The organism is Rheinheimera sp. MMS21-TC3, assembly GCF_032229285.1.
In the GTDB taxonomy this organism is placed as follows: Bacteria; Pseudomonadota; Gammaproteobacteria; order Enterobacterales; family Alteromonadaceae; genus Alishewanella.
In genome coordinates this window covers 2,627,215-2,652,962 of record NZ_CP135084.1, presented here as the reverse complement: position 1 = coordinate 2,652,962, position 25,748 = coordinate 2,627,215, and the positions used below count along the sequence as shown (strand labels likewise).

26 protein-coding genes are annotated in these 25,748 nt (G+C 42.0%); 12 read left to right on the top strand and 14 right to left on the bottom strand.

The features are described from left to right. Window positions 1–2: 2 nt before the first annotated feature. The 3 genes from RDV63_RS12890 to rffA are packed head-to-tail and all read left to right on the top strand — an operon-like array spanning window position 3 to window position 3,055. Window positions 3–1,001: a TDP-N-acetylfucosamine:lipid II N-acetylfucosaminyltransferase gene (locus RDV63_RS12890; RefSeq protein ID WP_313910419.1), complete on the top strand. Its 999-nt coding sequence runs from the start codon at window positions 3–5 to the stop codon at window positions 999–1,001. Next, a complete protein-coding gene (locus RDV63_RS12885; RefSeq protein WP_313909911.1) occupies window positions 994–1,917 on the top strand; it encodes a formyltransferase family protein in 924 nt (307 codons plus the stop codon). Before RDV63_RS12890 ends, RDV63_RS12885 begins: the two co-directional genes overlap by 8 nt. After that, the gene (gene rffA, locus RDV63_RS12880) at window positions 1,910–3,055 is read left to right on the top strand and encodes a dTDP-4-amino-4,6-dideoxygalactose transaminase (RefSeq protein ID WP_313909910.1); all 1,146 of its coding nucleotides are present in this window, start codon (window positions 1,910–1,912) and stop codon (window positions 3,053–3,055) included. Before RDV63_RS12885 ends, rffA begins: the two co-directional genes overlap by 8 nt. Before the next feature lie 31 nt (window positions 3,056–3,086). Here the strand turns inward: rffA and RDV63_RS12875 are convergent, their stop codons facing one another. The 14 genes from RDV63_RS12875 to pseB all read right to left on the bottom strand — a co-directional run bounded on the left by RDV63_RS12875 (window position 3,087) and on the right by pseB (window position 15,141). Then, window positions 3,087–3,479: a hypothetical protein gene (locus tag RDV63_RS12875; protein WP_313909909.1), complete on the bottom strand. Its 393-nt coding sequence runs from the start codon at window positions 3,477–3,479 to the stop codon at window positions 3,087–3,089. 24 nt (window positions 3,480–3,503) lie between these two features. After that, entirely contained in the window at window positions 3,504–3,587 is an 84-nt protein-coding gene (locus RDV63_RS15295; protein WP_409934862.1) for a methyltransferase domain-containing protein, read from the bottom strand. A gap of 77 nt (window positions 3,588–3,664) precedes the next feature. Then, window positions 3,665–3,913: a hypothetical protein gene (locus tag RDV63_RS12870; RefSeq protein WP_313909908.1), complete on the bottom strand. Its 249-nt coding sequence runs from the start codon at window positions 3,911–3,913 to the stop codon at window positions 3,665–3,667. 48 nt (window positions 3,914–3,961) lie between these two features. Next, window positions 3,962–5,668, bottom strand: coding sequence for an asparagine synthase-related protein (locus RDV63_RS12865; RefSeq protein ID WP_313909907.1), 1,707 nt, complete (start codon window positions 5,666–5,668; stop codon window positions 3,962–3,964). A 13-nt stretch (window positions 5,669–5,681) separates the two neighbouring features. After that, window positions 5,682–6,590, bottom strand: a complete 909-nt coding sequence (locus RDV63_RS12860) for a class I SAM-dependent methyltransferase (protein ID WP_313909906.1) — start codon at window positions 6,588–6,590, stop codon at window positions 5,682–5,684. 76 nt (window positions 6,591–6,666) lie between these two features. Continuing rightward, complete coding sequence (rfbA, locus tag RDV63_RS12855; protein WP_313909905.1) at window positions 6,667–7,533, bottom strand: glucose-1-phosphate thymidylyltransferase RfbA; 867 nt, start codon at window positions 7,531–7,533, stop codon at window positions 6,667–6,669. A gap of 131 nt (window positions 7,534–7,664) precedes the next feature. Then, window positions 7,665–8,336, bottom strand: a complete 672-nt coding sequence (locus tag RDV63_RS12850) for an HAD family hydrolase (RefSeq protein WP_313909904.1) — start codon at window positions 8,334–8,336, stop codon at window positions 7,665–7,667. Then, a complete protein-coding gene (locus RDV63_RS12845) occupies window positions 8,333–9,298 on the bottom strand; it encodes an ATP-grasp domain-containing protein (RefSeq protein ID WP_313909903.1) in 966 nt (321 codons plus the stop codon). Before RDV63_RS12845 ends, RDV63_RS12850 begins: the two co-directional genes overlap by 4 nt. Window positions 9,299–9,304: 6 nt before the next feature. After that, window positions 9,305–10,222 carry a nucleoside-diphosphate sugar epimerase/dehydratase gene (locus tag RDV63_RS12840; RefSeq protein ID WP_313909902.1) on the bottom strand — a complete coding sequence of 306 codons (918 nt, stop codon included), beginning with the start codon at window positions 10,220–10,222 and terminating at the stop codon, window positions 9,305–9,307. After that, the gene (gene pseI / locus RDV63_RS12835) at window positions 10,219–11,268 is read right to left on the bottom strand and encodes a pseudaminic acid synthase (protein WP_313909901.1); all 1,050 of its coding nucleotides are present in this window, start codon (window positions 11,266–11,268) and stop codon (window positions 10,219–10,221) included. The genes RDV63_RS12840 and pseI overlap by 4 nt, the downstream gene beginning before the upstream one ends. Further along, on the bottom strand, window positions 11,268–12,299 hold the full coding sequence (gene pseG / locus RDV63_RS12830) for a UDP-2,4-diacetamido-2,4,6-trideoxy-beta-L-altropyranose hydrolase (protein ID WP_313909900.1): 1,032 nt from the start codon (window positions 12,297–12,299) through the stop codon (window positions 11,268–11,270). The genes pseI and pseG overlap by 1 nt, the downstream gene beginning before the upstream one ends. Continuing rightward, a complete protein-coding gene (gene pseF, locus RDV63_RS12825) occupies window positions 12,300–12,998 on the bottom strand; it encodes a pseudaminic acid cytidylyltransferase (protein ID WP_313909899.1) in 699 nt (232 codons plus the stop codon). Further along, on the bottom strand, window positions 12,995–14,143 hold the full coding sequence (gene pseC, locus RDV63_RS12820; RefSeq protein WP_313909898.1) for a UDP-4-amino-4,6-dideoxy-N-acetyl-beta-L-altrosamine transaminase: 1,149 nt from the start codon (window positions 14,141–14,143) through the stop codon (window positions 12,995–12,997). The genes pseF and pseC overlap by 4 nt, the downstream gene beginning before the upstream one ends. Further along, entirely contained in the window at window positions 14,140–15,141 is a 1,002-nt protein-coding gene (gene pseB, locus RDV63_RS12815) for a UDP-N-acetylglucosamine 4,6-dehydratase (inverting) (protein WP_313909897.1), read from the bottom strand. The genes pseC and pseB overlap by 4 nt, the downstream gene beginning before the upstream one ends. 300 nt (window positions 15,142–15,441) lie before the next feature. On the opposite strand from pseB, the gene RDV63_RS12810 reads away from it, so the two are divergent. The 9 genes from RDV63_RS12810 to fliJ all read left to right on the top strand — a co-directional run bounded on the left by RDV63_RS12810 (window position 15,442) and on the right by fliJ (window position 25,654). Next, window positions 15,442–16,917 carry a sigma-54 dependent transcriptional regulator gene (locus RDV63_RS12810; protein ID WP_313909896.1) on the top strand — a complete coding sequence of 492 codons (1,476 nt, stop codon included), beginning with the start codon at window positions 15,442–15,444 and terminating at the stop codon, window positions 16,915–16,917. A 125-nt stretch (window positions 16,918–17,042) separates the two neighbouring features. Next, a complete protein-coding gene (locus RDV63_RS12805) occupies window positions 17,043–18,212 on the top strand; it encodes a sensor histidine kinase (protein ID WP_313909895.1) in 1,170 nt (389 codons plus the stop codon). 1 nt (window position 18,213) lies between these two features. Beyond that, window positions 18,214–19,605, top strand: a complete 1,392-nt coding sequence (locus tag RDV63_RS12800) for a sigma-54 dependent transcriptional regulator (RefSeq protein ID WP_313909894.1) — start codon at window positions 18,214–18,216, stop codon at window positions 19,603–19,605. Window positions 19,606–19,756: 151 nt separating this feature from the next. Continuing rightward, window positions 19,757–20,092 (top strand): flagellar hook-basal body complex protein FliE, encoded by a 336-nt coding sequence (gene fliE, locus RDV63_RS12795; RefSeq protein ID WP_313909893.1) that lies wholly within the window; start codon window positions 19,757–19,759, stop codon window positions 20,090–20,092. Between the two features lie 17 nt (window positions 20,093–20,109). Then, window positions 20,110–21,798 (top strand): flagellar basal-body MS-ring/collar protein FliF, encoded by a 1,689-nt coding sequence (gene fliF, locus RDV63_RS12790; protein ID WP_313909892.1) that lies wholly within the window; start codon window positions 20,110–20,112, stop codon window positions 21,796–21,798. Then, window positions 21,791–22,825 (top strand): flagellar motor switch protein FliG, encoded by a 1,035-nt coding sequence (gene fliG / locus RDV63_RS12785; RefSeq protein ID WP_313909891.1) that lies wholly within the window; start codon window positions 21,791–21,793, stop codon window positions 22,823–22,825. Before fliF ends, fliG begins: the two co-directional genes overlap by 8 nt. A 69-nt stretch (window positions 22,826–22,894) precedes the next feature. Continuing rightward, complete coding sequence (gene fliH / locus RDV63_RS12780) at window positions 22,895–23,872, top strand: flagellar assembly protein FliH (RefSeq protein WP_313909890.1); 978 nt, start codon at window positions 22,895–22,897, stop codon at window positions 23,870–23,872. Further along, window positions 23,862–25,208 carry a flagellar protein export ATPase FliI gene (fliI, locus tag RDV63_RS12775; RefSeq protein WP_313909889.1) on the top strand — a complete coding sequence of 449 codons (1,347 nt, stop codon included), beginning with the start codon at window positions 23,862–23,864 and terminating at the stop codon, window positions 25,206–25,208. Before fliH ends, fliI begins: the two co-directional genes overlap by 11 nt. Then, window positions 25,205–25,654 (top strand): flagellar export protein FliJ, encoded by a 450-nt coding sequence (fliJ, locus tag RDV63_RS12770; RefSeq protein ID WP_313909888.1) that lies wholly within the window; start codon window positions 25,205–25,207, stop codon window positions 25,652–25,654. Before fliI ends, fliJ begins: the two co-directional genes overlap by 4 nt. Window positions 25,655–25,748: the final 94 nt, after the last annotated feature.

Sequence of the window (25,748 nt, the reverse complement as noted above, 5' to 3'; positions counted from 1 at the left end):
TGATGACGCCAGAAAAGTTTCTCTCACCGTTTATCGATTTCGTTGACAAGCATTTCGGCCGGGGGCAACACAAATATGTTTTTATTACTAGTGAGAAGTATCTGTTCGGTCTGACTCCTAGTCATGGTGTTGAATTTTTACATACAGATGAAGATATTTTCACGACTTTAGCGGCTTATATGCAAGACGCCAGGAAAATTATTCTTCATGGTTTATGGCGGGATAAAATTGATCAGTTGCTTATACGTGAGTCTATGCTTTTAGAAAAAAGTTATTGGGTTATGTGGGGCGGGGATTTTTACTTTCCCGAAAGACATAGTGATAGTCGACATATTGTAATCAAAAACGTTAAAGGACTAGTGACATATATTCCGAAGGATATTGAATATGTCAGAGAACTTTACGGTGCACAAGGTAAACATTACAGATGTCTTATGTATTCTAGCAATGTTATTCATGATTCCGAAATTATAATTGACCATGCTGTAAATGGTAATTCAAAGATGAGTTTTTTGTTAGGGAATTCTGCCTCATCCTCAAATAATCATTTTGAAATTATAGAAAAAATTTCTTTTTACTCTTGGAGTAATTGTGATTTTTATGTTCCTTTATCATATGGTGATCTTGATTACGCGAGTAAAGTTATATCCTATGGTGAGCGTAAGTTGGGAGATTCTTTTAAACCAATAACCAATTATATGTCATGGGATAAATATCGGAGTTTTTTGAGGGCTATTGATGTAGGTGTTTTTAATCATGATAGGCAGCAGGCTATGGGAGTTTCAATACATTTGTTAGGGTATGGAAAAAAGTTATATATTAAGAAAAATACAGCGCAATGGTTTTATTTTTTAAGTCAGGGTATTGAGGTTAATGATTTTAATGACTTTAGTCCTGAAGGGTTAAACCTAATAGAACGAAATTGCAACGATGAAATTGTTTACGCAATACATAGCATTGAAAATCTAATTGCGCAGTGGTACGAGGTTTTTAATGACTGATGTTAGAGTAGCGCTATTTGTCGTTGGCGAAAAAGGCTTACATGTTTTAAGAGCATCTCTTGCCTACTATCGCCGAATAATATCTTATGTCGTTATTGGAAGGGATTTAGGTGTTTCAAATGATTTTTTTGAAGAAATTAAGTCTGTATGCGTTGAATATGACTTGCCTTTCTACAGCCGAGGAGCTGAACCTTGTTTAGCAAGTGATGATGATTACTTTTACAGAATTTGTATTGGTTGGCGCTGGTTAATTTCGTGTAACAAAAACCTTATTGTTCTCCATGACTCTAAGCTGCCAGCTTATAGAGGATTCAATCCTTTGGTAACTGCTTTATTGAATAAGGATAAAGAAATTTCAGTCTCGGCTATTTTTGCGGATAATGATGCGGATTCTGGTGATGTTATTATTTGTAAATCAAGGTTTGTTGATTACCCAATTAAGGTTTGCGATGCAATTAAGCTTTCGATAGAAATTTATGTTGAGATTGTGGTTTTTCTTCTCGAAAAAATGCTTTCAGGTGAAAATATCCTCGGTATTGCCCAGTCTTCTGAATATGCTTCATACAGTGTGTGGCGTGATGATTATGACTATTTTATAGATTGGAGCGAAAGTTCTGAGTTTATATCAAGGTTTTGCGACTCAGTAGGTTATCCTTATGCTGGTGCAAAATCATTTATGAATGGCAAATTAGTTAGAGTGGTAGAATGTGTTGTTTTTGAAGATGTTAACATTGTGCGAAGGGAGAAGAATATAGGTAAAATTCTTTTTTTTTCAGATAAAAAGCCTGTAGTTATATGTGGTTCAGGGTTAGTCAAATTAATTAAAATAGAAAATTTTTCAGATCTTAGTGAAATAAGAGATTTAAGTATTAGGACTAGATTTTTTTCAAATAACGGTAGGTATTACCATGTGTAACGATATAATTCCTTTTAACCGTCCCTATATGACTGGCAAGGAGCTCCATTTCATATCAGAATCACATCATAAAGGGCAGTTATCTGGGGATGGGAGGTTTACCTCTTTCTGTCATAAGTGGCTTGAACATACTACTGGATCAAAATCTGCTTTATTAACTAATTCATGTACGGCGGCTCTGGAAATGGCAGCTTTACTGTTGGAGATCCAGCCGGGTGATGAAGTTATTATGCCGTCATACACTTTTGTGTCGACCGCCAATGCCTTTGTTTTGCGCGGTGCAGTACCTGTTTTCGTTGATATCAGACCCGATACCCTGAATATTGATGAAAAGCTGATAGAGGATGCCATCACGTCTAGGACAAGGGCAATTGTACCTGTGCATTATGCTGGGGTTGCCTGTGAGATGGATAAAATTATGGCAATCGCCTGCCGGCATGGTTTATTGGTAGTTGAGGATGCCGCACAGGGCGTGATGGCCAGCTACAAAGGCAAGGTGTTAGGCAGTATTGGTGATCTGGGTGCTTACAGTTTTCATGAAACTAAAAACGTCATTTCCGGCGAGGGAGGTGCGCTGCTGGTGAACCGGGAAGATTTTGTCCGGCATGCGGAGATTATTCGTGAAAAAGGTACGGATCGCAGTCGGTTTTTTCGTGGGGAAGTTGACAAGTATACCTGGCAAAGCACAGGCTCTTCATTTTTACCGGGGGAGCTTATTGCCGCGTTTTTATGGGCGCAGTTGCAAGAGGCGGATAGCATTACGCAACGGCGGTTGTCGTCTTGGGACTTTTATCATCAGCTGCTGGAGCCTCTTGAGACTGAAGGTTTGTTACGCCGGCCAATTATCCCTGCCGAATGCCAGCACAATGCCCATATGTACTATATTCTACTGCCGGATCATCAGGATCGACAGGCTGTGATCAATGGGTTAAAAGCGCAGCAAATCAGTACAGTATTTCATTATGTACCTTTGCACTCTTCTCCGGCTGGTCAACGGCTGGGCCGGGTGCATGGTGACATGGCGATGACCGATTCTCTGTCCGACCGGATTATCCGGTTACCCTTGTGGATAGGGATCAGCCAGACACAACAAGAGCGGGTAACTGAGGTCCTTACCAGCTTACTGAAATCGTCCTGACTTGAACCAGTGTACTAGCTTATACTTGGTTTTAGTTTGTTGACTTTCTGATAACCAGGTTGATGTATTGTTCTTGTTTGAACATTCGCTTGGCTTGTTTTAACCAATTAATTAGTTTGGCTAGCAGTATCGATACTTTATAATCCTGCTGGATTTTGGTGATAGCGCGTTCATTGTATAACTGCGTCAGATCCAGATAGCTGATATTCCGATATTGGTTCAGATACTGCAGCAGCTTTGGTGTTGTGGTCCAGTTCAGACTATCGAGACCAGAAGTTGGCCGGCGTAACAGTGTTAAATAAATTCTAGCCAGCTGTCGGTTCATTGTTGGCAAAAAAGGTAGCAGATAATGAGGTTCGAACCAACCTCTGTAGTCAGGTGCATTTATTCTTAATTTTCCTCCCGGTTTTAATACCCTTAACATTTCAGAAAGGCACTTTTCTACATCTTAGACATGTTCTATAGTTTGATAAGATGTCACGTAATCGAAATGGTTATCAGGGAATGGGATGCTTTCGCCTATAGCTTGAATTATTCTTTCGTTGTACCATTGTGGGTATTTATTCTCTTTTATTTTTTATTGATGTAATCTATCTTCCATTGTTCTGGCTAAATCCCATAGATATCATATCCCTGATGCAAGCCGTAGAGTAAGAATGTTCCTACACCAGCTGCCATATCAAGTATTTTTCCTTTATGGTCATCGTATTGTTCAACTTCGTTCCAGCGCCAATGTTTGTTTCTGTCGTTGTGCCAGATAGCGCATATGTTAGTTAGGATGTTTTCATCTTGTACTCCGAAAAAACTGAGTGATTCTTTCCTAATCATGACATTTAAAAATTTCTCGGATTCTGTCATATACAATACTCTGGTTGAATGTTTTTTTATGTAATTTTTTATTGATGGTTAGTTTTTTGTGTTCTGTAGATATATTTCTACAGTGGCTAATCTAAGTATTTTATTGCATCTGTTCAGATTTGCATAAATATGCGGAATGAAAAATTCTCTATAATAATCTACGTCTGTTAGTTGGCGCCAGAGCGCATTGGGGTTATTCAGTAGCCTTGTCAGGGATGCAACGGCATCAGGTTGTCTAATTAAATTTTCATAATTGATATATGCCTGGAGTTTACCGAAATCAGGTGGGGCTATACCTGATACAGCTGCAGTGCCTGCAGGGCATTGTTCCGATATCGGCCAGCCAGTTTTCTGCCAGCGTATGTTACGGTAAAACTTAGGAAAATGACGGCTTAGCAGGGTGCCGTAAAGTTTGTTGTTTAAACGGTAATGGTCAGGAATACTAAATACGAATTCAAGTAAATTGTTTGACATAAAAGGACGTCTTATTTCCAAATCAAACTGGCTATTGACCACACCCATTTGGGTAAGACGCCTGATACGGTTCATATAAAGGTGAGGTTCAAAGTGTGGTAAATCATAAATTGTGTCATTAAGGTCACAATATTCAGTGAACGCACCATAAAAGCGCCTGGCTAATGCAGGTGTAATACGTTGGTCACAAGATTTTGCATCCAGAAAACTTCCTCCAAGTATTGCATCTCCAGCATAGCCGTTCATATCTATTTTATAATTAAGCAACTGCAGGAACTCACTGCCGTGCATATGCTGCATATCTAGCATTCCATCGGTCATTAACACTTTTTGTATTCTTGGAGAGAACCAATTGTCGGCAGTAAATAGACTAATATGATGTTTCCAGTTTGGTATTTGTCGGATGACTTCTTTAGAAATCGTAATGTCTGCACATTCCTCGGTGCCAAAAGTATATGCCTGCCCCGGATAATCAGGCCATAGTTTGTGAATACAAGCCAGAATAAATCTTGAATCCAAGCCACCACTTAAAGACACCCCCTGGCTACTGTTCGGGTTAAAACGTCTTTTTACAGATTCGAGCATAAGTTCTGCAGCCTGATCGACAGCGTCATCAAAGCTCAGTTTCTGTTGCTTTATTTCCGACCATTCCCAGTAGCGTTGCAGGCGGCTTTTATTCTGTCGCTTATCAAATTCAAGAATAGTGGCAGGTGGGAGTAATTTAATGTTATTAAACCAGGTATGATCTTCCAGTAAGTAACCCAGTTCCATAAAACAATCGAATGATAATTGTGCAAGTTCTGTTACCGCCAGGCGGGCAGCAAGAATAGCTTTGACCTCTGCTGCGAAGCATAAACCCGCAGAACTTTTCTGATAGTACAGGTTTCGCATGCCATATCTGTCGGCGATAAGCAGCACTTTGTCTTGCGACATATCATAAATTACAGCATTAAAAGCACCATCGGCCGCTCGCAGAAATGAAGCCAGCTCGCCAGCCAGATAGGCATTGCGCAACTGTTCAGCTGGTTCGGGCACGGGGGCGTTATCAGGTTTAGAATGGGCTGTTTGGTAGAGCTCGCCATCAAACCAGCATTGAACGTCGCTGTTTATCACATCGTGATGAGCAAAAAGTGCAATATGGCTGGTTGCGCAGCAAAATTCCGGACTTTCGCTGATAGATTTAATATGGATTGTTGGCAGCAATCGCATTTTCTGAGTCATTGCAGTAAAATGGAGCCGACCGTCTGTGTTGTGTAAGCTAAGACCGAAAATACCTGGCATGGTTGCGAGCCTCTCAGTTGATTTTTTCTATGGCAAAGCTCTGATTTTCGCTTAAATCCATCGTCATATATTTAATTCGCCAGCCTTGTTTCACACAAAATTCATGCACTGCTTCCATAACGCCATACCTGAACTGACTATTCCAATTCCCCATAGTGTAATCATGGCCTGCGATGATGCCACCAGGCTTTATTTTACTTGCATAGGTTTCAAGCTCTGCTTTGGTACCTTTGTAACAATGCGTTGTGTCGATGTAAATCCAATCAAAATAATGGTCTGGAAAATCGTCGGCTGCTTCAACTGATAATTTGCGATGGATTTGTACCTGACCTTTTGACAGTTCAGCGCCGAATTTTTTGCATACATTCTGGAACAGTGTTTCGTTGTAGCGCTCCGACTGCCATATATCGATCAAGTGTAGTTTTTTCGGTGCGCTTATGTTCAGAATTTGTTTTGTGTAGTCTCCATTTGCAACGCCCAATTCTGCTACAGTGCCACCTTTAGGAAGAAGTTGCAGAAGCTCCTGCCGATCGGTTATCAGCCTAGCTTGTTCAATATGCTGCTGCAATAACGGGATACGTGGGATATATTCGGTGCTTTGCTCTCGGTAGTGATTTTCCAGCTGTGTATAGTCTTTGTTTAGCTGAAGGATATTTGGCAGCTGTTCGATAAGGATACCAGCTTTTAAGTTGTTGTCGAGCAGGGTTTTATTTATTTCGTCAATATAGCTGCTGGCAATCACTATATGATCATAATGGATGACCGGCAGTGATGACGGATGGAAAATTTCAACGCCTAGCAGAAACTGCCCCTTGCGTGTTAGATCGCTGTCCAGAAAACCGATGATCTGGTACTTTAATGCCAAGGCAGGCAAGAATTTTAGTGCTTTGCTGCCGGTGCCGTAAATATATATATTTTCCATTCTATGCTTCTTATTATTAAGGTTATTTCGCATTGTGGTATCTGAAATATGAATTGCAGAGCATGCGATGGCTGTATTAGCAAAAAATCGTTTCAGTTAAATAATTTTTATAACTGCCTTCCGGTATGTCCCGCAGGCATTTTTCAATGTCTTGCGATGTTAGCCACCCATTATTATAGGCAATCTCTTCCAGGCAGGCGATTTGATCGCCCTGGCGTTTTTCTATTGTTTCGACAAAGGCTGATGCTTCTGCCAGGCTGTCATAAGTGCCGGTGTCAAGCCACGCAAAGCCTCTACCAAGCAGTTCTATTTTTAGTTGGTTTTGAGCCAGATAGGCTTGATTTACAGAGGTGATTTCCAATTCGCCTCTTGCTGAAGGAGTCACGCTCTGCGCTATGCCAATAATCTGATTGTCGTAAAAATACAAACCGGTAATAGCATAAGGAGACTTAGGATGTACCGGTTTTTCTTCGACCGAAAGCACCTTATTTTGTTCATCAAACTCCACCACTCCAAATCGCTCAGGATCTTTTACCTTGTAGCCAAAAATTACTGCACCGGGTAATCGGGTTTTAGCGCGTCGTAATATTGGGGTAAAGCCTTGTCCATAGAAGATGTTATCGCCCAGTACCAGACAAACGCTATCCTGACCGATAAATTGCTTTGCAATTAGAAATGCTTGTGCGATGCCTTCAGGTTTATCTTGAATGGCGTATTGCAGCTTTATACCAAACCTGCCACCATCGCCCAGCAAGCGCTGAAAAGCAGCCTGTTGTTCTGTGGTGGTGATGAGTAAAATATCATTAATGCCAGCCAGCATCAGAACAGACAATGAATAATAAATCATTGGCTTGTTGTAAATAGGCAACAGTTGCTTTGATATGCCAAGCGTAATAGGGTAGAGGCGGCTGCCACTTCCTCCGGCCAAAAGAATACCTTTCATATATAACCTACATTTTCATTGTTAGTTTATTGCTTACTTGGCATTTTCGTAAGGAAAGACAGCATTAGAGCGCTCTCTTTTCGGACGACATTTATTTAAATTTTTTTCGATTTAATAAAATTTTAGTTGGGCTATTTATTATGCTTGAGCCTGTTACATAACGTGAATATATCATCTAAATTTTGGATCTGATGCTTTGCATCATATTCTGCCAAAACTTGCTTGTTTCTATGTACACCAGTTAGCACTCTCACTGTATTTGCTCCCAATGTATTTAAGTTCACAAAATCCTTCGCTGGGTTATCCCCAATATAAACGATATCATGCCACTGACATTGTTCTGTTTTTTTAATTAATTCAAAACAATAGGTAGAGGGTTTTGCATGTTTTATGCCAAAGCGGTGAGTTATGAAAACTCGCTTAAAATAATGCGCAATACCCAGTGCCTGAACCTTTTTTTGCTGAACGATTTTATTGCCATCGGTAACTAGATAAAGCGGTTTTGGTAGCTTTTGTAGCAACTCATGGTGTTCCTGCGGCATACTTATTTCTGGTTGATGCAGCCGGTAGCGGCTAACACAAGCTTTGATATTAGCTTTAGTTGCCAGCTTGTGTGGGGCCAGTAAGTCGTCAAAAATCCGTCCGCGGCCTTGTGAGTCTAATAATTGCAGCATAGTTTGGTAGCTGGTATCTTCGTCGAGCAGCCAGCGTTTCGCGGCAAAGCGTGCAACGGCATGCAAGCCGCTTTCGACGTATTGACGCTCGTTGTAAAGGGTGTCGTCTAAATCAAATATATAAATCACAAATACAGATCTCCAGCGAATCGTACTTGAGTTATTGGTGTTGGGGCTGGTACAAACTGCATTGCATTAAGGTCTAAGCCGCAGCTTTCTGCCAGGCTCCAGTACAAACTGTCTACACCAGCTTTAATACCGAGTGTGGAAGCGCCACCAAAGCGACTGTTGCACTCAATAATATGCAGTTGTTGCTGATTGTCGATAATGGCTTGCAGTACTACCGGGCCTGTTAATTGTAGCGCCTGCAATGTATCGCGGATAATGTCGTCGTACTGCGGCAAAGCCACGGTTTGAGTAATTTGTGATTCGCCATGTTGGACTTTAATGCGGTAGCGATAAATATGGGCTTTTAACTGTCCGGCTTTGTTGAGCCAGGCATCAATGCTTAGCTCTTTACCCGCGACAAAAGGCTGAAAAACAGCCTGCTTTAATTCAGTTGCATGCTGCAGCGCTGCCGCAGTATCCAGTGCCAGGCCAATACTCTGGCTACCCGCGCCAAAGCGCTCTTTTACTACCCATTTAGCACTGTTGTGAGCAGCGGTATCAAGATTTGAATAAGTCGCTATAGCGGGCAAACCTTTTTCAATAAGAAAATCTGCAAACAGTTGTTTGTCGAGGCAGCGTAAAATGCTTTGCTCATCGGCAACCAGCACCTGAACACCTTCGCTAGCTAAATGCTTTTTGTATTTGGCCCAGAATAGTAGCTCGCCATCTCTGCTCGGCAGAATATGGCTCACTTTGCGTTGTAGTAAGCCACTAATTATATCGTTGGTTGAAGCTTCACTTAATGGTGGCATTAACCAGAAATCATCTGAGAAATACTGGCTAACCACGGGAGAGCTGCTATCACCACCGATAATAACGGCTGAATTATGGATTCGTTTGGCCGCACTGCGTAATGCAGTTAACAGCGTGACTTTTGCTGCAGCACTGGTTAGAAGTACATTCAGTCTGTTAGCGTCTGTCATCGGTCATTACCAGAACGCATGCTTTGAGATAGAAACCGTTTTATGCTTAATTTCAGCGGGTGTGCGCCTGTTATCATAATCATTCAGCGTCATAGCTTTTTTAGGTGTTCGCCAATCACCATACATAAATGTTAAAAACCCGTCTACGTCAGATGGAACAGGAATTGCGTGTCCATTAAAGTTGATCGTCTCAATGGTGTTAAAGTGATGTTCCGGTGCGAAAAAAATTCCGGCAGAAGATAATAACTCAGAGCGACCATTTACTGATTTACGACGTTGCAAACTGGTTTCAAAGGAGATTAAGGTACTGCCAGGTTTTGGTTGAAACTCGATATTAAGACATGCATCTTCGCCTGATTGACGAAGTAGTGTCGCTTGCCAGTCGACTTTATCTTGCATTGGCGCCAGCTGCGGGAAATCTTTCATTATAGCCAGTGCTTTGTCAAAATCGGCATCATCTATGGCGAAATCTATATCGTCATCCCAAGCGAGTAACTTACCCTCGCGCATTAAACCGAGAAGGGTCCCCGAGTCAATACAGGCTTTAATTTCATATTGCCTGAATAGATCACTTAACGTGATCAGCAGTTGATGCCCCAATTCAAGCGTTTCAGGATCACTAAATGGATGCTCCGATTTTAGTTCTCTCTTGTTAGGAACGTAAATTTTCTCTGCAGCTATACCTAACTCGGTCGTAAGCTGTTGGTATATACTGTCGATCCATAAACTTGTGATAATGACGGTATCGAATTCTAGCTTTTGTAATGTATTCGGCGCCAATACAGGAATACTGCCTACTTGGCTGCCATGCCTATTAGCATCATTGTCTATAAAGGCAATAATATTTTGCTGTGGATGTTTTTTAAGATAGGTTTCTCCAGCTTTACTGGCACCAAACAATACTAATCTATTTGCTTGCTTCACAATAACTCCCAGGAAAGTGGTGTACCTTGATCTGCGTTGCGGTTAATTTTTTTACCAATAAAAAAAGGCAGGAACTTAGGTGCCAGCCCAAGCCCCGGGCGAACTGAGCGCAGGTTTTCAAGGGTGAAAATGTCGCCTGCTTTCATATCTTTGGCGATATAAAGTGATCTGCGGTGTATCCGTGAGGCTATCTCTTTCTCGGTACAACCATAATGCACAGTACCAAGCGCATCATGCGCGCGGGTGGTTTCCTCTACCAACATTTTTAGCTCAGCTGGCTCCAATGAAAACTCGGCATCAACTTCACCGCCGTTTCTATCCAGTACAAAGTGTTTTTCAATTACGGTTGCGCCCAGTGCGACAGCTGCGACAGAAACGCCCACGCCAGGGGTATGGTCTGATAATCCAACCTGACAATTAAACAGCTGCGCCAGATGCGGAATGGTACGTAAATTCGCATCAACCGGGCGGGCAGGGTAGTTGCTGGTGCATTTAAGCAGTATTAAATCTTTACAGCCATTATCTCGTAATACTTCCACCGATTCGGCTAACTCGGTTTGGGTTGCCATGCCGGTAGACATAATAACCGGCTTGCCGGTTTTAGCCACCGCAGCTAAAAGACCATGATCGCTATTCTCAAAAGAGGCGATTTTGTAGCAGGGCACATTAAGTGATTCAAGAAAATCGACGGCGGTTAAGTCAAACGGTGAGCTAAATGCCAACATACCTTTGCTGTTGGCATAGTCAAAAATGGGTTTATGCCACTCCCACGGCGTCATGGCTACTTTATATAGATTGTACAAAGAGTTACCTTGCCACAGGCTGTTTTTATCGGCGATAAAAAACTCGCGCTCGTGCACATCCAACGTAATGGTATCTGGTGTGTAAGTTTGCAGTTTGAGTGCATGTGTGCCCGCTGCTGCGGCGGCATCAACTAAGGCCATGGCTTTTTCCAGCGATTGGCCATGGTTACCCGACATCTCAGCGATAATAAAGGGCTGTTGTGTTGGCCCAACCAAACGGTTAGCTATTTTTATCTCTGACATTATATTCTCGCCACTACCTTAAATATTTGCTCTACCACTAACGGTGTGCCGGCATGAGCCGGTACCAGGTTTTTCGCCCGCTGGCCAATCTCGTCCAGCAGTGCTGGCTGGGACAGGTAATAGCATAGTTGCTCTGCAAAGAACTCTGCTGACATTTCAGCAGCCTGACCCAACCAAACACAAGCGCCAAGATGGTCAAGATATGCCGTTGTCGCCTGCTGATTTTCGGCAACGGTAACAACCAGACCAGGCAGGTTACAAATACATCGTTCCCAATGGCTAGTTCCACCGGCACCAAGCATGAGTCGCGCTTTGTGCATCAGAGTTGCCATGTAGTTGCATTGAATATGCAGCTTCACATTGGGCAGGCCGGCTACTTGTTGTTCAATCTCAGTGCGCCAGGGATTATTCGCCCCAATTACTATATCGGCCGTTATTGGCGTAAGCTTTAATTGTTGTAATGCAGCAATCGCTAAGCTGGTTAAATTTTGCTCGTCACTACCGCCAAACCCAATCAGAATATGTGAATCAGAGCGCGGGTCAGTACTTTGATAAAACTCTTGACGTAACAACGCATAGCGTGGGCCTAGCAATTGCAAGCAATGTTTTGGTAATAACCCCGCATAGCGTTGTTCTAGTTTGGGGGATAAATTTTGGTCTAACAGAATATCGCAATCGTGCGCTCTGTTCGCTAAGTCGTCGACTACCATTATTTGCCGACATTGCTGGCGTAGTGCTGTGCAGTAAGCTTTAGCCAGCTCATAGTGATCAACGACTAATAGCTGATATTGCTGGGTAAGTTGCGCCAATGTTTGTTTAGCATCGAGTAATTCATCTTGCGTCGTGCCAGAGAGCGTAAATACGACGAAGCCTTGCTCAACAATATAATCAATTAAATTGCCTTCACTTTGTTGGCAAACAAAGTGACATTCAGCACCTTGCTGGCGCAATGCTTGGGCAAGGGTTAAACAGCGCATAATGTGGCCACTACCTATCTGCACAGATGCATCGGCGCGCAGCAAGACTTTCATTTATACTTTTTCCTGTTGTAGCAATTGATAAAGCAATTCTGCTCGGCGCCAGTCTTCTACAGTATCAATATCTTGCACCAAATGATCGGGCAATACATGCATACGAGAATTAGCACCAAAAATGGTTTTAGTGTTATCTAGCCAAGTACTGGCTTTGGCCCAATATAATTGGCCAGCATCATGAAATGTGGGCGCTAAATCTTGTGACCGTTTACTAATGCTTTTTGGATCAAAAGGAGTCACGCCGGCATTTTCGGTCATTAATAAGGCGCGTTGAATAGGAAATGAAAACCGAGCAGCAGTAAAAACATAATCGGCTGAGCTTGTTTGTAATTGCTGGTATAGCTGACGAAGGGTCTCAGCGTTAAGCAAAGGCGTAGTAGCATATAAACAAGCACAATATTGCAAAGGCCAGCCTAAAACTTGCAGTTGCTCAATGGCATCACGGATCACAGCACTGGTGCCGGTGTGATCATCAGCCAAAGAGCCGCTTCGGATAAAGGGGACTTCTGCGCCAAAGCCTTGGGCGATAGAGGCAATTTCTGCATCATCAGTTGATACAACTACTTTATCAACAATACCACTTTGTAAAGCTGCTTCAATAGGGTAGGCCAGCATGGGCTTACCACAGAATAATTTTATATTTTTACGCGGTATACGTTTACTGCCGCCACGAGCAGGGATAATAACAATATTCATCTTAATAACTCAGTCAGCTTATCGGTAATATACTGCTGCTGCTCAGCGGTTAGCTCTGGAAACATCGGCAAGCTAATAATGCGCTCATAAAAATCTTCTGCGACAGGAAAATCGCCCCAATCAAAGCCTAACTGCTGATAATAGGGCTGGGTATGGATGGGAATATAATGCACATTCACGCCTATACCTGCGGCTCTTAAGGCTTCAAACACGGCTTTACGTTTAGTTTTGTCGTTAAGACGAATAATATATAAATGCCAAGCGCTGATATTGTCATCATCAAGCGCCGGTAAACCAAGTGGTAAATCTGCCAGTAACTGATTGTAATTAGCGGCTAGTAGTTGGCGCTTTTTGATAATAGGCAGTAAACGCTGGCTTTGGCTGATGCCAAGTGCGGCTTGCATATCTGTCATGCGGTAATTAAAACCTAATTGCAATTGTTGGTAATACCAAGCACCGTGGCTAGGCTCGGTCATTAAGCTATCATCGCGAGTGATACCATGGCTTCGCAGCATGCGCATTTTGGCTGCTAATTCAGCTTTATTGGTTAAGGCGACACCGCCCTCTGCGGTGGTAATAATTTTTACCGGATGAAAACTAAAGATACTAATATCACTATAACGGCAGTTGCCAACAGCTTCATCTTGAAAGCGAGCGCCCACGGCATGGGAGGCATCTTCAATAATACTAAAACCAAATTCGTTGGCTAAATAATAGATCTGTTGCATATCGCAGCTGGCCCCAGCTAAATGCACGGGGATCACGACTTGCGGTAAGGTGTCGGTTAATCGAGCCTGCTCTAGTTTTTCGCGTAAGCTAGTTACAGCCATATTGCCGCTATCTGGTTCTACATCCACAAAATCGACATCAGCACCACAATAACGGGCGCAGTTGGCTGAAGCAACAAAGCTAATAGGTGATGTCCAAACTCGGCTGCCAGGGCCAACGCCTAAGGCTAAACAAGCAATATGTAACGCTGAGGTTGCACTATTTACCGCTATGGCATCTTGGGCACCGGTGAGTTCTATTAATTTTTGCTCAAAAGCCGGTACTGCTGGCCCTTGAGTTAAAAAGTCACTCTGCAGTACTTCTGTTACTGCATCGATATCGGCTTGATTAATATTCTGACGACCATAGGGGATCACAACATAGCTTCCTGATTAAACTGAGCAAGCTGCTCTACCGTTAAAAAATCTGGGTTTTGGTCTGATACATATTCGAAGTTTTCGGCAACCAGCTTGCCTTTTTCTTGTAAAGCATTGCTAGAGAAGTCATTGCTACGGTTGAAGAACTTAATGGCTGGCGCAATAACATAATGGTCGGCAAATTCAAAGGTATGATAAGACATATCACCTGGGCACATCATTTCATGTAGTTTTTCGCCTGGGCGAATACCCACTACTTTTATTGGTATCTGTGGCGCTATTGCTTTGGCTAAATCAACCACCCGCATTGAAGGTATTTTGGGCACAAAAATTTCGCCACCTAACATACGCTCAAAGTTTTTTAATACAAAATCGACCCCTTGTTGCAAGCTAATCCAAAATCGGGTCATTTCAACATGAGTTATAGGAATATGATCGCTGCCTTTGGCTTTTAACTGCTGAAAGTAAGGTACAACAGAGCCGCGAGAGCCGACCACATTACCATAGCGTACTACCGAAAATCGGGTTGACCGGCTACCAGCCATATTATTGGCTGCTACAAAGAGTTTATCTGAAGCTAGTTTAGTTGCTCCGTAAAGATTTACTGGGTTAGCGGCTTTATCTGTCGATAGCGCTATGACTTTTTCTACATTGTTTTCAATAGCCGCATTGATAACGTGCTCGGCACCATTGATATTAGTTTTAATGCATTCCATTGGGTTATATTCAGCCGCAGGAACCTGCTTTAAGGCAGCAGCATGGATCACATAATCAACACCATGCATAGCACGGATAAGCCGCTGCTCGTCTCTAACATCACCAATAAAATAACGCATACAACTTTGATTAAACTGTTGCTGCATTTCGTATTGCTTAAGCTCATCACGAGAAAAGATAATAATTTTCTTCGGTTTATACCTAGCCAGCAAAGTCGCCGTATATTTATGGCCAAAAGAGCCGGTTCCACCAGTAATTAATATGCTTTTTCCGTTGAACATGCAGTGCCCTTAGCAGCTGTAATATCAGCTATCTTAGTTATTCTTATGTGTTTTTTTAGCTTTACTGCTAATGTTGAAGCAGCAAAGCATAGTATTTGTTATCAATACTAACTATGCCGTAATTAAAGCAAATTTAATACTATGTATTATCAGCATATTGACTGAAATGTCATTAGTGATACTTTATTTAACGCTATTATTTTGACGCTGTGTCAAAATAATAGCGTATTTAGTTGCAAGCGTCGTCAAGCTTAGCCATGATTAGGCTAATTAAACTGAAAACATAATAAAAGCAGTACTATGTCGAATAATCTAATTAAGTCGAATAGCCCAATAATTTATATTGTTGATGAGCAATCTGGTCGTGCTGAGCGTTTAAGTACGGTGTTAAGCTTTATTTCAGAGCCACACCAAAGCTGTGATTTAGAGACGTTAGTGTCTAAATTAAACCGTGAGCCTATTGCCGTTGTTTTACTGGGGGCTATTCCTGAGCAACAGCATGCCGATATTATTCAGCGTTATCCCACTGTCGCTTTTTTATTGCTAGGTGAGCAATTAAAGGCACATTTGCAATACCCTAATGTTGTTGGTTTATTAACTGAGCCCTTTGCTTATGCTAGCCTTACTCAGCTACTGCGTGATTGTCAGCAGTATCATCGATTAATGCCTCGCCAGCAGCCACAAGATAATAAAGTACAATTTGATGGCATGGTGGGTAATTCTGAGCCCATGCAGCAAGTGAGGTTTTTAATTCAGCAAGTGGCAGCAACTGATGCCAATGTATTGATATTAGGTGACTCTGGTACGGGTAAAGAGGTAGTAGCTCGTAATATTCATTTATTATCGCAGCGAAATTGTGGTCCTTTTGTGCCTATTAATTGTGGCGCCATTCCGGCGGAGTTATTAGAAAGTGAGTTATTTGGCCATGAAAAAGGCGCTTTTACGGGGGCAATTTCAACCCGAAAAGGCCGTTTTGAGCTAGCCCAAGGTGGCACGTTATTTTTAGATGAAATAGGCGATATGCCACAGCCGATGCAAGTTAAGCTGTTAAGAGTGTTGCAAGAACGTACTTATGAGCGGGTAGGTGGCACCCAGATGATAAAAGCGGATGTACGCATAGTAGCAGCCACTCATCGTAATCTTGAGCAAATGATTTTAGATGGTGGTTTTCTTGAGGATTTATATTATCGTTTAAACGTATTTCCAATAGAAACGCCCTCGTTGCAACAGCGCCCTGATGATTTAGCTGTGCTTATTCAAGCTTTGTTGCAGCGCATAAGTCAGCGCAATAATGCTAATGTTAAATTTACCGATCGTGCAATTGAAAGTTTAAAATTGCACCCATGGCCAGGTAATGTCCGCGAACTAGCTAACCTATTAGAGCGCATGGTCATAATGTACCCAGAACAAGTAGTTGATATAGCAGAGCTGCCTTTAAAGTACCGCCACTTAGATGTTGAAAGCTACCAGCCAGAGTACCCTGAAAGCTTGCAAGAGCGTGACTTGCTAAACGAATTGTTTCAAACGGATGAAGAGGATGATGAAACTGAGCAAGAGCAGCAAAATAGTTTTGTAGGCTTTGCTGATAACGGTAATCAACTACCAGAAACAGGCTTAGATTTAAAAGAGCATTTAGCTGAATTAGAAATTCACTTTATTGCCCAAGCCTTACAGCGTCATGAATACGTTGTTGCTAGAGCGGCCGAGTTCTTAAGGTTACGTCGTACTACCTTAGTAGAAAAAATGCGTAAATATAATCTAAATAAAGAAGAGTAAAATCAATAGTCATAATATTGACTAGCATAAATCTAAAATAAATGCTTATTAATCAAAGGTTTGTGGTTGGCTCGTAATTTGCATTAGCTATAGAGCGTTATTGTTTAATTGTTCTAAAGGTAGCTATGACTATGACCAATGCTTTTGCTGTTTCGTCTTTATATACTGCAACATTAGACTCGTCTGCGGCTAACGTTAGTGCATTACCTGCTTATATAAGGGGTAAAGAACCGGTAGAAACTGCTCAGGATCAGCAAGCAGAGGTTTTATTGCAAGCCTTACCTGCTGCAGTTATTTTATTAAATCAACGGGGCTATGTTTATCAAGCCAATGCTGCTGCGATAGACCTATTAGGCCAGCCATTAATAGGCCAACGTTGGTTAGATGTTATTACCCGAAGTTTTAGTCCGCGCAGTGATGATGGCTTAGAGGTCTCATTAAAAGATGGCCGTCGGGTTAAATTGGCAATAAGCGCTCTTGCCCCTTCATCAGATCACGGCCAACCAGGGCAGTTAATAATGTTAACTGACTTAACTGAAACTCGTGCTTTGCAAAGCCGGTTAAGTCATATGCAGCGCTTATCTAGCTTAGGCAAGATGATGGCGTCGTTAGCCCATCAAATTCGTACGCCTTTATCGGCAGCTATGCTGTATGCACAAAATTTAGCTAATCCGCGCATAACTATGCAAACTCAACAACAGTTTCAGCATAAACTGCAATCGCGTTTGTTAGATCTCGAGCAACAAGTTAATGATATGTTGTTATTTGCGCGGTCTGACTCTTCACAAGCGGTAGCAGCTTTTAGTGTTGAAGACTTAGTTAGTGCTATTCAGGCCAGCGCAGATGCCATTTTACTAGCAGCAAATGCCAGTCTTAAGTTAACTAACACTGCACCTAATGCCAATTTAATTGGCAATATGAATGCCTTAAGTGGTGCTATCTTAAATTTGATTCAAAATAGTTTACAAGCAATACCTGAACAAGCAGAAATCAGCTTAACCATCAGCAAAAGTCAGCATCAGGCAGAGCATATTGTTATTGCCGTCGCTGATAATGGCCCAGGTGTGGCTAGCAGCATACAATCCCAGTTATTTGAACCTTTTATAACCAGTAAGTCTTCAGGTACTGGGCTAGGTTTAGCAGTAGTGCAAGCTGTTGCTCACTCCCATCATGGTGTTGTTAGCTATAAACCCAGTAAATCGGGCGGTGCATGCTTTGAGCTTACTTTGCCGGTGCAACATACTACTGATAACAACGCTGATGCTTGTTTAGATAAAAATAAAGCGGAGGCTTAGCATGAAACAAACAATTTTAGTGGTTGAAGATGATGCTGGTTTGCGTGAAGCACTTCAAGATACACTAATGCTGGCAAACTATCAGGTACAAGCTGTTGATAGTGCTGAATCAGCTTTAATGTTATTAAAAAAACAATCATTCCAATTAGTGGTATCTGATGTGCAATTAGGTGGCGTATCTGGCTTAACCTTATTAAAAACCTTACGTGAGCAATATCCGCAGATCCCAGTGTTAATTATGACGGCTTACGCCACAGTGCAAGCGGCGGTTGAAGCTATTCGCTTAGGCGCTATTGATTACTTAGCTAAACCCTTTGCTCCTGAAGTATTAGTGAATACTGTTAGCCGCTATGTTAGCCCTGAACCGGTATCAACTATAGAACCAATAGTGGCAGCAGAAAGTAGTAAGCAGTTACTTACTCTCTGTGGCAGGGTAGCGCGTACCGATGCTAATGTGATGATTTTAGGCCCTAGTGGCTCAGGTAAAGAAGTATTAGCCCGTTATATCCATCAATTATCAGAGCGTAATCAAGGCCCTTTTATTGCTATTAACTGCGCGGCTATTCCAGAAAACATGCTGGAATCTACGCTGTTTGGCTATGAAAAAGGTGCTTTTACCGGTGCAATAGCTGCTTGCCCAGGCAAATTTGAGCAAGCGCAACATGGCACTATTTTGTTAGATGAAATAACAGAAATGGATTTAAACCTGCAAGCTAAATTGTTAAGAGTCTTACAGGAGCGTGAAGTTGAACGTTTGGGCGGCCGTAAAACCATTAAGCTAGATGTGCGTGTATTAGCAACCAGCAATCGTAATTTAAAACAAGCGGTAGCCGATGGCGTGTTTCGGGAAGATTTATTTTATCGTTTAAATGTGTTCCCTTTAACTTGGCCTGCATTAGCAGAGAGGCCGGAAGATATAGTGCCTTTAGCTGAGCACTTTATTGCTAAATATTGCCGCAATGAAGGTCGGGTTATTGCCACACTAACAGCGGAAGCGGCATCACGGCTCTATAACTATACTTGGCCTGGTAATGTGCGAGAACTTGATAATGTGATCCAGCGCGCGTTAATTATTTCAGCTACTGATGAAATAGCCGCTGCAGATATTATGTTGGAATGCAGTGAAAGTATTCCAATGGCTACAAGTAGCAATACGCCTAGTGCAGTAAAATGCTCTGCTGACATCAACCTAGAACCAAGTGCTGATGATTTATCTAATGCTACAGATTTTAAAGCTAGTGTTCATGATCAAGAGCACCGGATTATTTTAGCTACCATGAAAGCTTGTGCAAATAAGCGTAAAGCGGTGGCAGAAAAGCTAGGTATTAGTGATCGTACTTTGCGTTATAAGTTAGCGCGGATGCGAGAGCAGGGTATCGATATACCAGTGTAATAATGCAATAAACTTTAAATTGATAACAACGGGTGCTAGTCACCCGTTTCCTTTCGTATTATCCATATAAATTTCATGTACTTATAAGTGGCACGGTTAATGCTTTATCTATAGTTAATAGATAGACAGCAATTTTTTGACAGGTGACGCTATGAATATCAAAGGCCCAAACTTATACGCCGAAATGCAATCAATGGCAGTGCAGGCTCGAGCTGTTGGTACTGAGCTAAAGCTTAAAAATACTGCTGAGGTTAATCCAAGCCAAACAGATTTTAGCCAAATGCTTACCCAAGCGTTGGGCAATGTTAATGACTTAGCGCAAGAAACCGGAAAACTCCGTAGTGCACTTGAGATGGGCGATCCTAATGTGTCCTTAGCCCAAGTCATGATTGCTAGTCAAAAGTCATCATTAGCCTTTGAAGCTACAGTGCAAGTTCGTAATAAACTGGTTGAATCGTATAAAGAAATTATGTCGATGCCGGTATAGGTCAGGAGTAATTATAAGTGGCTGATAATCAATCAACTGAACTGGCTTTAAGTGGAAACGACTACGCCGGCGAACAATCAGAACAAAAACCTAGCTTTATGGGCTCATTGGCTGGCACAGATTTAATTCGTCAGGTGGCTATGGTTATTGCCCTAACTATTTGTTTAGCCATTGCTATTTTAATTGTGCTTTGGGCTAGGCAACCAGAGTTACGGCCATTAGGCACTTTTGCCACCGAAGAGCTTATTCAAACTTTAGATCATTTAGATAGTCAAAAAATTAATTATGAGCTGCAAGGCAATGTGATTTTAGTGGCTGAAGACCAATTTCAAAAAATCAAGTTGTCGTTATCGCGTGCTGGTTTGACTAAAGAAGTCTCAACAGGCACAGAGTTTTTATTAAAAGACAGTGGTTTTGGTGTTAGCCAACGTTTAGAAACAGAACGCTTAAAGCACAGCCGTGAACAGCAGTTAGCACGGACTATAGAAGAACTACAAAGTGTTTCTCGAGCCAGAGTATTATTGGCTATCCCTAAAGAAAACGTCTTTGCCAGAAGACAAAAAATACCCTCAGCTACTGTTTTAGTAACAGCTAGGGGCGGTACTGTTATCCGTGATAGCGAAGTGAATGCTATTGTGGATATAGTGGCCTCAGCAGTACAAGGCTTAGAGCCAACTCGGGTTACGGTAACCGATCAAAGTGGCCGACTATTAAATAGTGGCTCACAAGATGCATCGGCTGCGCGCTCACGTCGTGAATATGAGCTACAGCGTACTCGTGAAGAGGAATACAGACAAAAAGTCGACTCTATTTTAATGCCAGTATTAGGTTATGGTAATTATACGGCAGAAGTTGATTTACATATGGACTTTACGGCTACTGAGCAAACGCAAAAACGTTTTAATCCAGACTTGCCTGCTGTACGCAGTGAAATGACAGTAGAAGAAAATAACGTTGGTGGTATCAGTGGCGGTATTCCAGGTGCTTTATCTAATCAACCGCCTTTAAACTCAACTATTCCTGAGCAAGCAACCTCTAGCAATAACCAGCAACTTATACCTGGCCGCAGCCATAAAGAAGCGACACGTAATTATGAGTTAGATACCACTATTAGCCATATTACTCAGCAAAGTGGTGTTATCCGTCGTTTAAGTGTATCAGTTGCCGTGGATTATAAGCCTGGTGCCGATGGTGTTACGCCAGAGCCTCGCAGCCAAGCTGATTTAATGAATTTACGTCGTTTATTACAAGGCGGTATAGGTTTTGATGCTCAGCGCGGTGATATAGTTGAAGTCATATCTGTACCTTTTATTAAAGATGAAATTCTCGATATCCAACAGCCTAGCTTTTACACTGAAGAGTGGTTTAGCCGGCTAATAAGATTAATCATTGGTGGGTTAATCGTTATTGTCTTGCTATTGTTTATAGTAAGACCGATGTTGAAGAAATTGATTTACCCAGATGACACTAAAGAAGCTTATGATGAAAAATCAATGAGCAAAGGGTTAGACTTGGGGGATGATACTATCAACATGTTAAACTCATCATTTGATGAAAATGCAGTAGGCTTTGCCTCAGACGGCACTTTAATGCTGCCAGATTTACATGGTGATGATGATCTATTACGCGCAGTCCGGGCCTTGGTTGCCAATGAACCTGAACTGTCTTCTTTAGTGGTTAAAAATTGGTTGGCTGAAGATGAGTAGCATAGAAGCAACAAAACCTACCTTTGATATAGGTAAACTCGACGGTGTTGAAAAAGCCGCTATTTTATTACTGAGTTTGTCAGAAGAAGATGCTGCGCAAATTTTAAAGCACCTAGAGCCGAAACAAGTGCAAAAAGTTGGCTTAGCTATGGCACAAATGGTCGAGTTAAACCAAGCCAAGATTACCGCTGTGCATAGTTTGTTTATTGAGCAAATTCAAAACTTTAGTACCATAGGCTTCCAAAGTGAAGAGTTTATAAAACGCGCTTTAACTGCTGCTTTAGGTGAAGAAAAAGCAGCCAATTTAATTGACCAAATAATCTTAGGTGGCGGGGCTAAAGGGTTAGATTCATTAAAATGGATGGACTCTAAACAAGTGGCCAGCATTATTCGTAATGAACACCCGCAAATTCAGACGATTGTATTGTCATATTTAGAGCCAGAGCAATCAGCTGAAATTTTATCGCAGTTCCCTGAAAAGGTGCGTTTAGACTTAACTATGCGCATAGCTAACTTAGAAGAAGTACAACCTGCAGCTTTACAAGAACTAAACGAGATAATGGAAAAACAATTTGCCGGTCAAGCTGGTACTCAAACCGCTAAGATGGGTGGCTTAAAAGCAGCTGCTAATATACTTAACTATATGGATACCAATATTGAAGGCTTGTTAATGGATGCTATTCGTGAAAATGACGAAGAAATGGCCCAGCAAATTCAAGATTTAATGTTTGTATTTGAAAACTTAATCGATGTTGATGACCGTGGTATTCAGACCTTATTGCGTGAAGTGCAGCAAGATGTATTAATAAAGGCCTTAAAAGGTACAGACGAAAACTTAAAAGAAAAAATCTATAAAAATATGTCTAAGCGTGCGGCTGAACTGTTACAAGATGACTTAGAGGCCATGGCTCCAGTTAGGGTAAGTGATGTTGAGGCGGCGCAAAAAGAAATTTTATCTACTGCTCGACGGTTATCTGACGCCGGTGAAATTATGCTCGGTGGTGGTGGTGGTGATGATTTCTTATAAGTAGGGTTGTGGGTAAAGCCTAGCAAATGCTAGATAATGTAGCTGTTAGTTGTAAAAGGTGTGCCTAGCATGAGTGAGAAGAAAAACTTTAATTCCGGTCGGCCATTTTCGCCAGACGAAGAAACTGAGCTGCAGGTGCAGCAGTGGTTTACACCCGATTTAACGGCAGAGCTAGCTGCTAAACAACCGCGTACTAATGCTTTAAATATGGCTAACGCTAACAGAAAGCCGGTAGCGATGACGGAACAGGCCGAGCAAAGCATTAAACCGCTGACAGCCGCTGATATTGAGGAAATGCGTCAAGCCGCTTATGACGAAGGCTTGGCGGAAGGCAAAGAAGATGGCTTTAGCAAAGGTTATGCAGAGGGGCGTGAGCAAGGTTATCAAGATGGCATGGCGCAAGGTCAAGCTGAAGGTAAAAAAGTTGGCTTAGCTGAAGCTGAGTTAGAACTTACCGAGCAACGTAAACAGTTAACCGCCTTACTTAATCAATTGCAACAACCATTATTAGCTGTCAATGAGCAAGTAAAACAGCAATTATTAGCACTTAGTTTAGCTATGGCTAAAGCTGTTATTGGGGTAGAAGCAAAAACTAATACTGCCGTAATACTGCAAGCCATAGCTGATGCAACTTCAGCTTTACCACTACAAAGCAAAAATGTTGTTATTAAACTTAATCCCAAGGATCTTATAAAAGTAGAGAGCTTTTATTCTGCAGACGAGCTCGCCCAGCATGGCTGGCAGTTAGTTGCTGCCGCTAACCTTGCCCAAGGTGGTTGTTTAGTGCAAAGCACTTTATCTAGTGTAGATAGAAGTTTAGAGCAGCGAGTAGAAAACAGCTTAAGCCACTTTATTGAACTACAGCAGCTAGCTGAACAAAGCGCGGCAAACAGCTTAACTGAAGAGCTCGAGTCTGCAGACTTAGAGGAGACTGCTAGCACTGCGCCTGTAGTTGATGAGCAAAACTATACTGTAGCAGAAGAGTCACACCCTAATGCAGCCCCTAAGACTAAGCAGCCGCTAAGTGATGATGACAATGACCAATAGTGAACAGCTAGTCAGCTTTTTACAGCAACAGCAACAATATATTCAACCAGTACGTGCAGCTGTGGCAGGGCACTTAGTACGAGTGGTTGGCTTAACGCTTGAAGCGACAGGTTGTAATGCTGCTATAGGTCAACCTTGTATGGTTGAAACCGCACAAGGTGAAATTATGGCTGAAGTGGTTGGCTTTGCTAATGATCGTATTTTTTTAATGCCAAAAGATGATGTTTCAGGTGTAGTAGCTGGTGCTAAAGTCACACCTTTGCTTAACTATAAAGGTATTCCACTTAGTTTAAATTTATTAGGCCGCGTTATTGATGGTGTAGGTGCTCCTTTAGATGGTAAAGGGCCTATTGCCACCACCGAATATGCTTCAGGAAAAGGCAAGCCAATTAACCCATTAAATAGACGCCCCATTAAGCAGCCCTTAGATGTAGGAGTGCGGGCTATTAATAGTATTATTACCGTTGGTAAAGGTCAACGTATGGGCTTATTTGCTGGCTCTGGTGTAGGTAAAAGTGTGTTGTTAGGTATGATGACGCGAGGCACAGCTGCTGATGTTATCGTTGTTGGGCTAGTTGGCGAACGTGGCCGAGAAGTAAAAGAGTTTATAGATGAAATACTCGGTGATGAAGGCAAGGCCCGATCTGTAGTGATAGCTGCACCAGCAGATGTGTCGCCTTTAATGCGGCTAAAAGGCTGTGAAACAGCAGTACAAGTGGCAGAGTATTTTCGTGATCAAGGCATGGATGTATTATTGCTTATTGATTCCATTACTCGTTATGCCCAAGCGCAGCGAGAAATAGCTTTAGCTGTTGGTGAACCGCCCGCGACTAAAGGCTATCCACCTTCGGTATTTGCCAAGTTACCTGCCTTAGTTGAACGGGCGGGTAATGGTTCTGGCAGCCAAGGCTCAATTACGGCTTTTTACACAGTGCTATCAGAAGGCGATGACTTACAAGATCCGATAGCCGATGCATCGCGAGCAATTTTAGATGGCCATATAGTATTGTCACGATCATTAGCTGACTCTGGGCATTTTCCTGCAGTAGACGTGGAAAAATCTATAAGCCGAGTGATGCCAGCGGTCACAAGTATGGAGCATCAGCAACAAGCTCGTGCAATTAAACAACTTTATGCTAGTTACCAGCAAAGCAAAGATCTTATTGCTATTGGTGCCTATGTTAAGGGCAGTGATCCGCAGTTAGATAAAGCAATAGCTATGATGCCAAAAATTAATCAGTTTTTACAACAAGGTATGACTGACATCATTCCTTATAATCAGAGCTTACAGCAGCTTAATCAGTTAATACCGATGCCACAAGGGCATAATTTATGATTAATCATCGTTTTGCTATGTTAATTAAAGTGCAGCAACAGCGTGAAGAAAAGCTGCAAGCTCAGTTTATTAATGCCCAACAGTTTTATCAGCAAGCCGAGCAAAAATATCAGGGTTTAGCTAATTATCGCACTGAATATATTTTGCAAAGCCAACAACAAGGTAGTTTAGGTGTACAAAGCCGGCAGTTTAATCAGTTTGTTAGTTTTATTAGTAAGTTAGATCAAGCCTTAGCCCAGCAGACTAAAGCCGTACATCAGGCTAGACAAGTTGCCGAACAACGAAAACAAAGCTGGCTAGCCATGCAAAAAAAACGTAAAGCTCTAGAGTTACTAGTAGAACGTGAACAAGCCGCAGCTATGCAGCACCAGATGAAGCAAGAGCAAAAAACGGCTGATGAGTATGCAGGCCAAGCCTTTATGCGCCGGTTAGCTTTAGAAGAATAGCGCTAAAATAGCTAAACTTTATGATTTTAGGTTAAAGCTACTTTATTGGCCTGAAACTTGTATGCAATAAGTACTAGGTTTGGAGATAAAACGA

Coding starts and splice junctions, on each gene's coding strand:
- RDV63_RS12800 (WP_313909894.1), top strand. CDS start 18,214: ATGAAACAAACAATTTTAGTGGTTGAAGATGATGCTGGTTTGCGTGAA.
- pseG (WP_313909900.1), bottom strand. CDS start 12,299: ATGAAAGTCTTGCTGCGCGCCGATGCATCTGTGCAGATAGGTAGTGGC.
- pseB (WP_313909897.1), bottom strand. CDS start 15,141: ATGTTCAACGGAAAAAGCATATTAATTACTGGTGGAACCGGCTCTTTT.
- RDV63_RS12845 (WP_313909903.1), bottom strand. CDS start 9,298: ATGACAGACGCTAACAGACTGAATGTACTTCTAACCAGTGCTGCAGCA.
- rffA (WP_313909910.1), top strand. CDS start 1,910: ATGTGTAACGATATAATTCCTTTTAACCGTCCCTATATGACTGGCAAG.
- RDV63_RS12890 (WP_313910419.1), top strand. CDS start 3: ATGACGCCAGAAAAGTTTCTCTCACCGTTTATCGATTTCGTTGACAAG.
- fliJ (WP_313909888.1), top strand. CDS start 25,205: ATGATTAATCATCGTTTTGCTATGTTAATTAAAGTGCAGCAACAGCGT.
- fliG (WP_313909891.1), top strand. CDS start 21,791: ATGAGTAGCATAGAAGCAACAAAACCTACCTTTGATATAGGTAAACTC.
- pseF (WP_313909899.1), bottom strand. CDS start 12,998: ATGAATATTGTTATTATCCCTGCTCGTGGCGGCAGTAAACGTATACCG.
- RDV63_RS12870 (WP_313909908.1), bottom strand. CDS start 3,913: ATGACAGAATCCGAGAAATTTTTAAATGTCATGATTAGGAAAGAATCA.
- fliH (WP_313909890.1), top strand. CDS start 22,895: ATGAGTGAGAAGAAAAACTTTAATTCCGGTCGGCCATTTTCGCCAGAC.
- RDV63_RS12865 (WP_313909907.1), bottom strand. CDS start 5,668: ATGCCAGGTATTTTCGGTCTTAGCTTACACAACACAGACGGTCGGCTC.
- RDV63_RS12860 (WP_313909906.1), bottom strand. CDS start 6,590: ATGGAAAATATATATATTTACGGCACCGGCAGCAAAGCACTAAAATTC.
- fliI (WP_313909889.1), top strand. CDS start 23,862: ATGACCAATAGTGAACAGCTAGTCAGCTTTTTACAGCAACAGCAACAA.
- RDV63_RS12885 (WP_313909911.1), top strand. CDS start 994: ATGACTGATGTTAGAGTAGCGCTATTTGTCGTTGGCGAAAAAGGCTTA.
- pseI (WP_313909901.1), bottom strand. CDS start 11,268: ATGTCAGAGATAAAAATAGCTAACCGTTTGGTTGGGCCAACACAACAG.
- RDV63_RS12875 (WP_313909909.1), bottom strand. CDS start 3,479: ATGTTAAGGGTATTAAAACCGGGAGGAAAATTAAGAATAAATGCACCT.
- RDV63_RS12805 (WP_313909895.1), top strand. CDS start 17,043: ATGACTATGACCAATGCTTTTGCTGTTTCGTCTTTATATACTGCAACA.
- fliE (WP_313909893.1), top strand. CDS start 19,757: ATGAATATCAAAGGCCCAAACTTATACGCCGAAATGCAATCAATGGCA.
- RDV63_RS12810 (WP_313909896.1), top strand. CDS start 15,442: ATGTCGAATAATCTAATTAAGTCGAATAGCCCAATAATTTATATTGTT.
- rfbA (WP_313909905.1), bottom strand. CDS start 7,533: ATGAAAGGTATTCTTTTGGCCGGAGGAAGTGGCAGCCGCCTCTACCCT.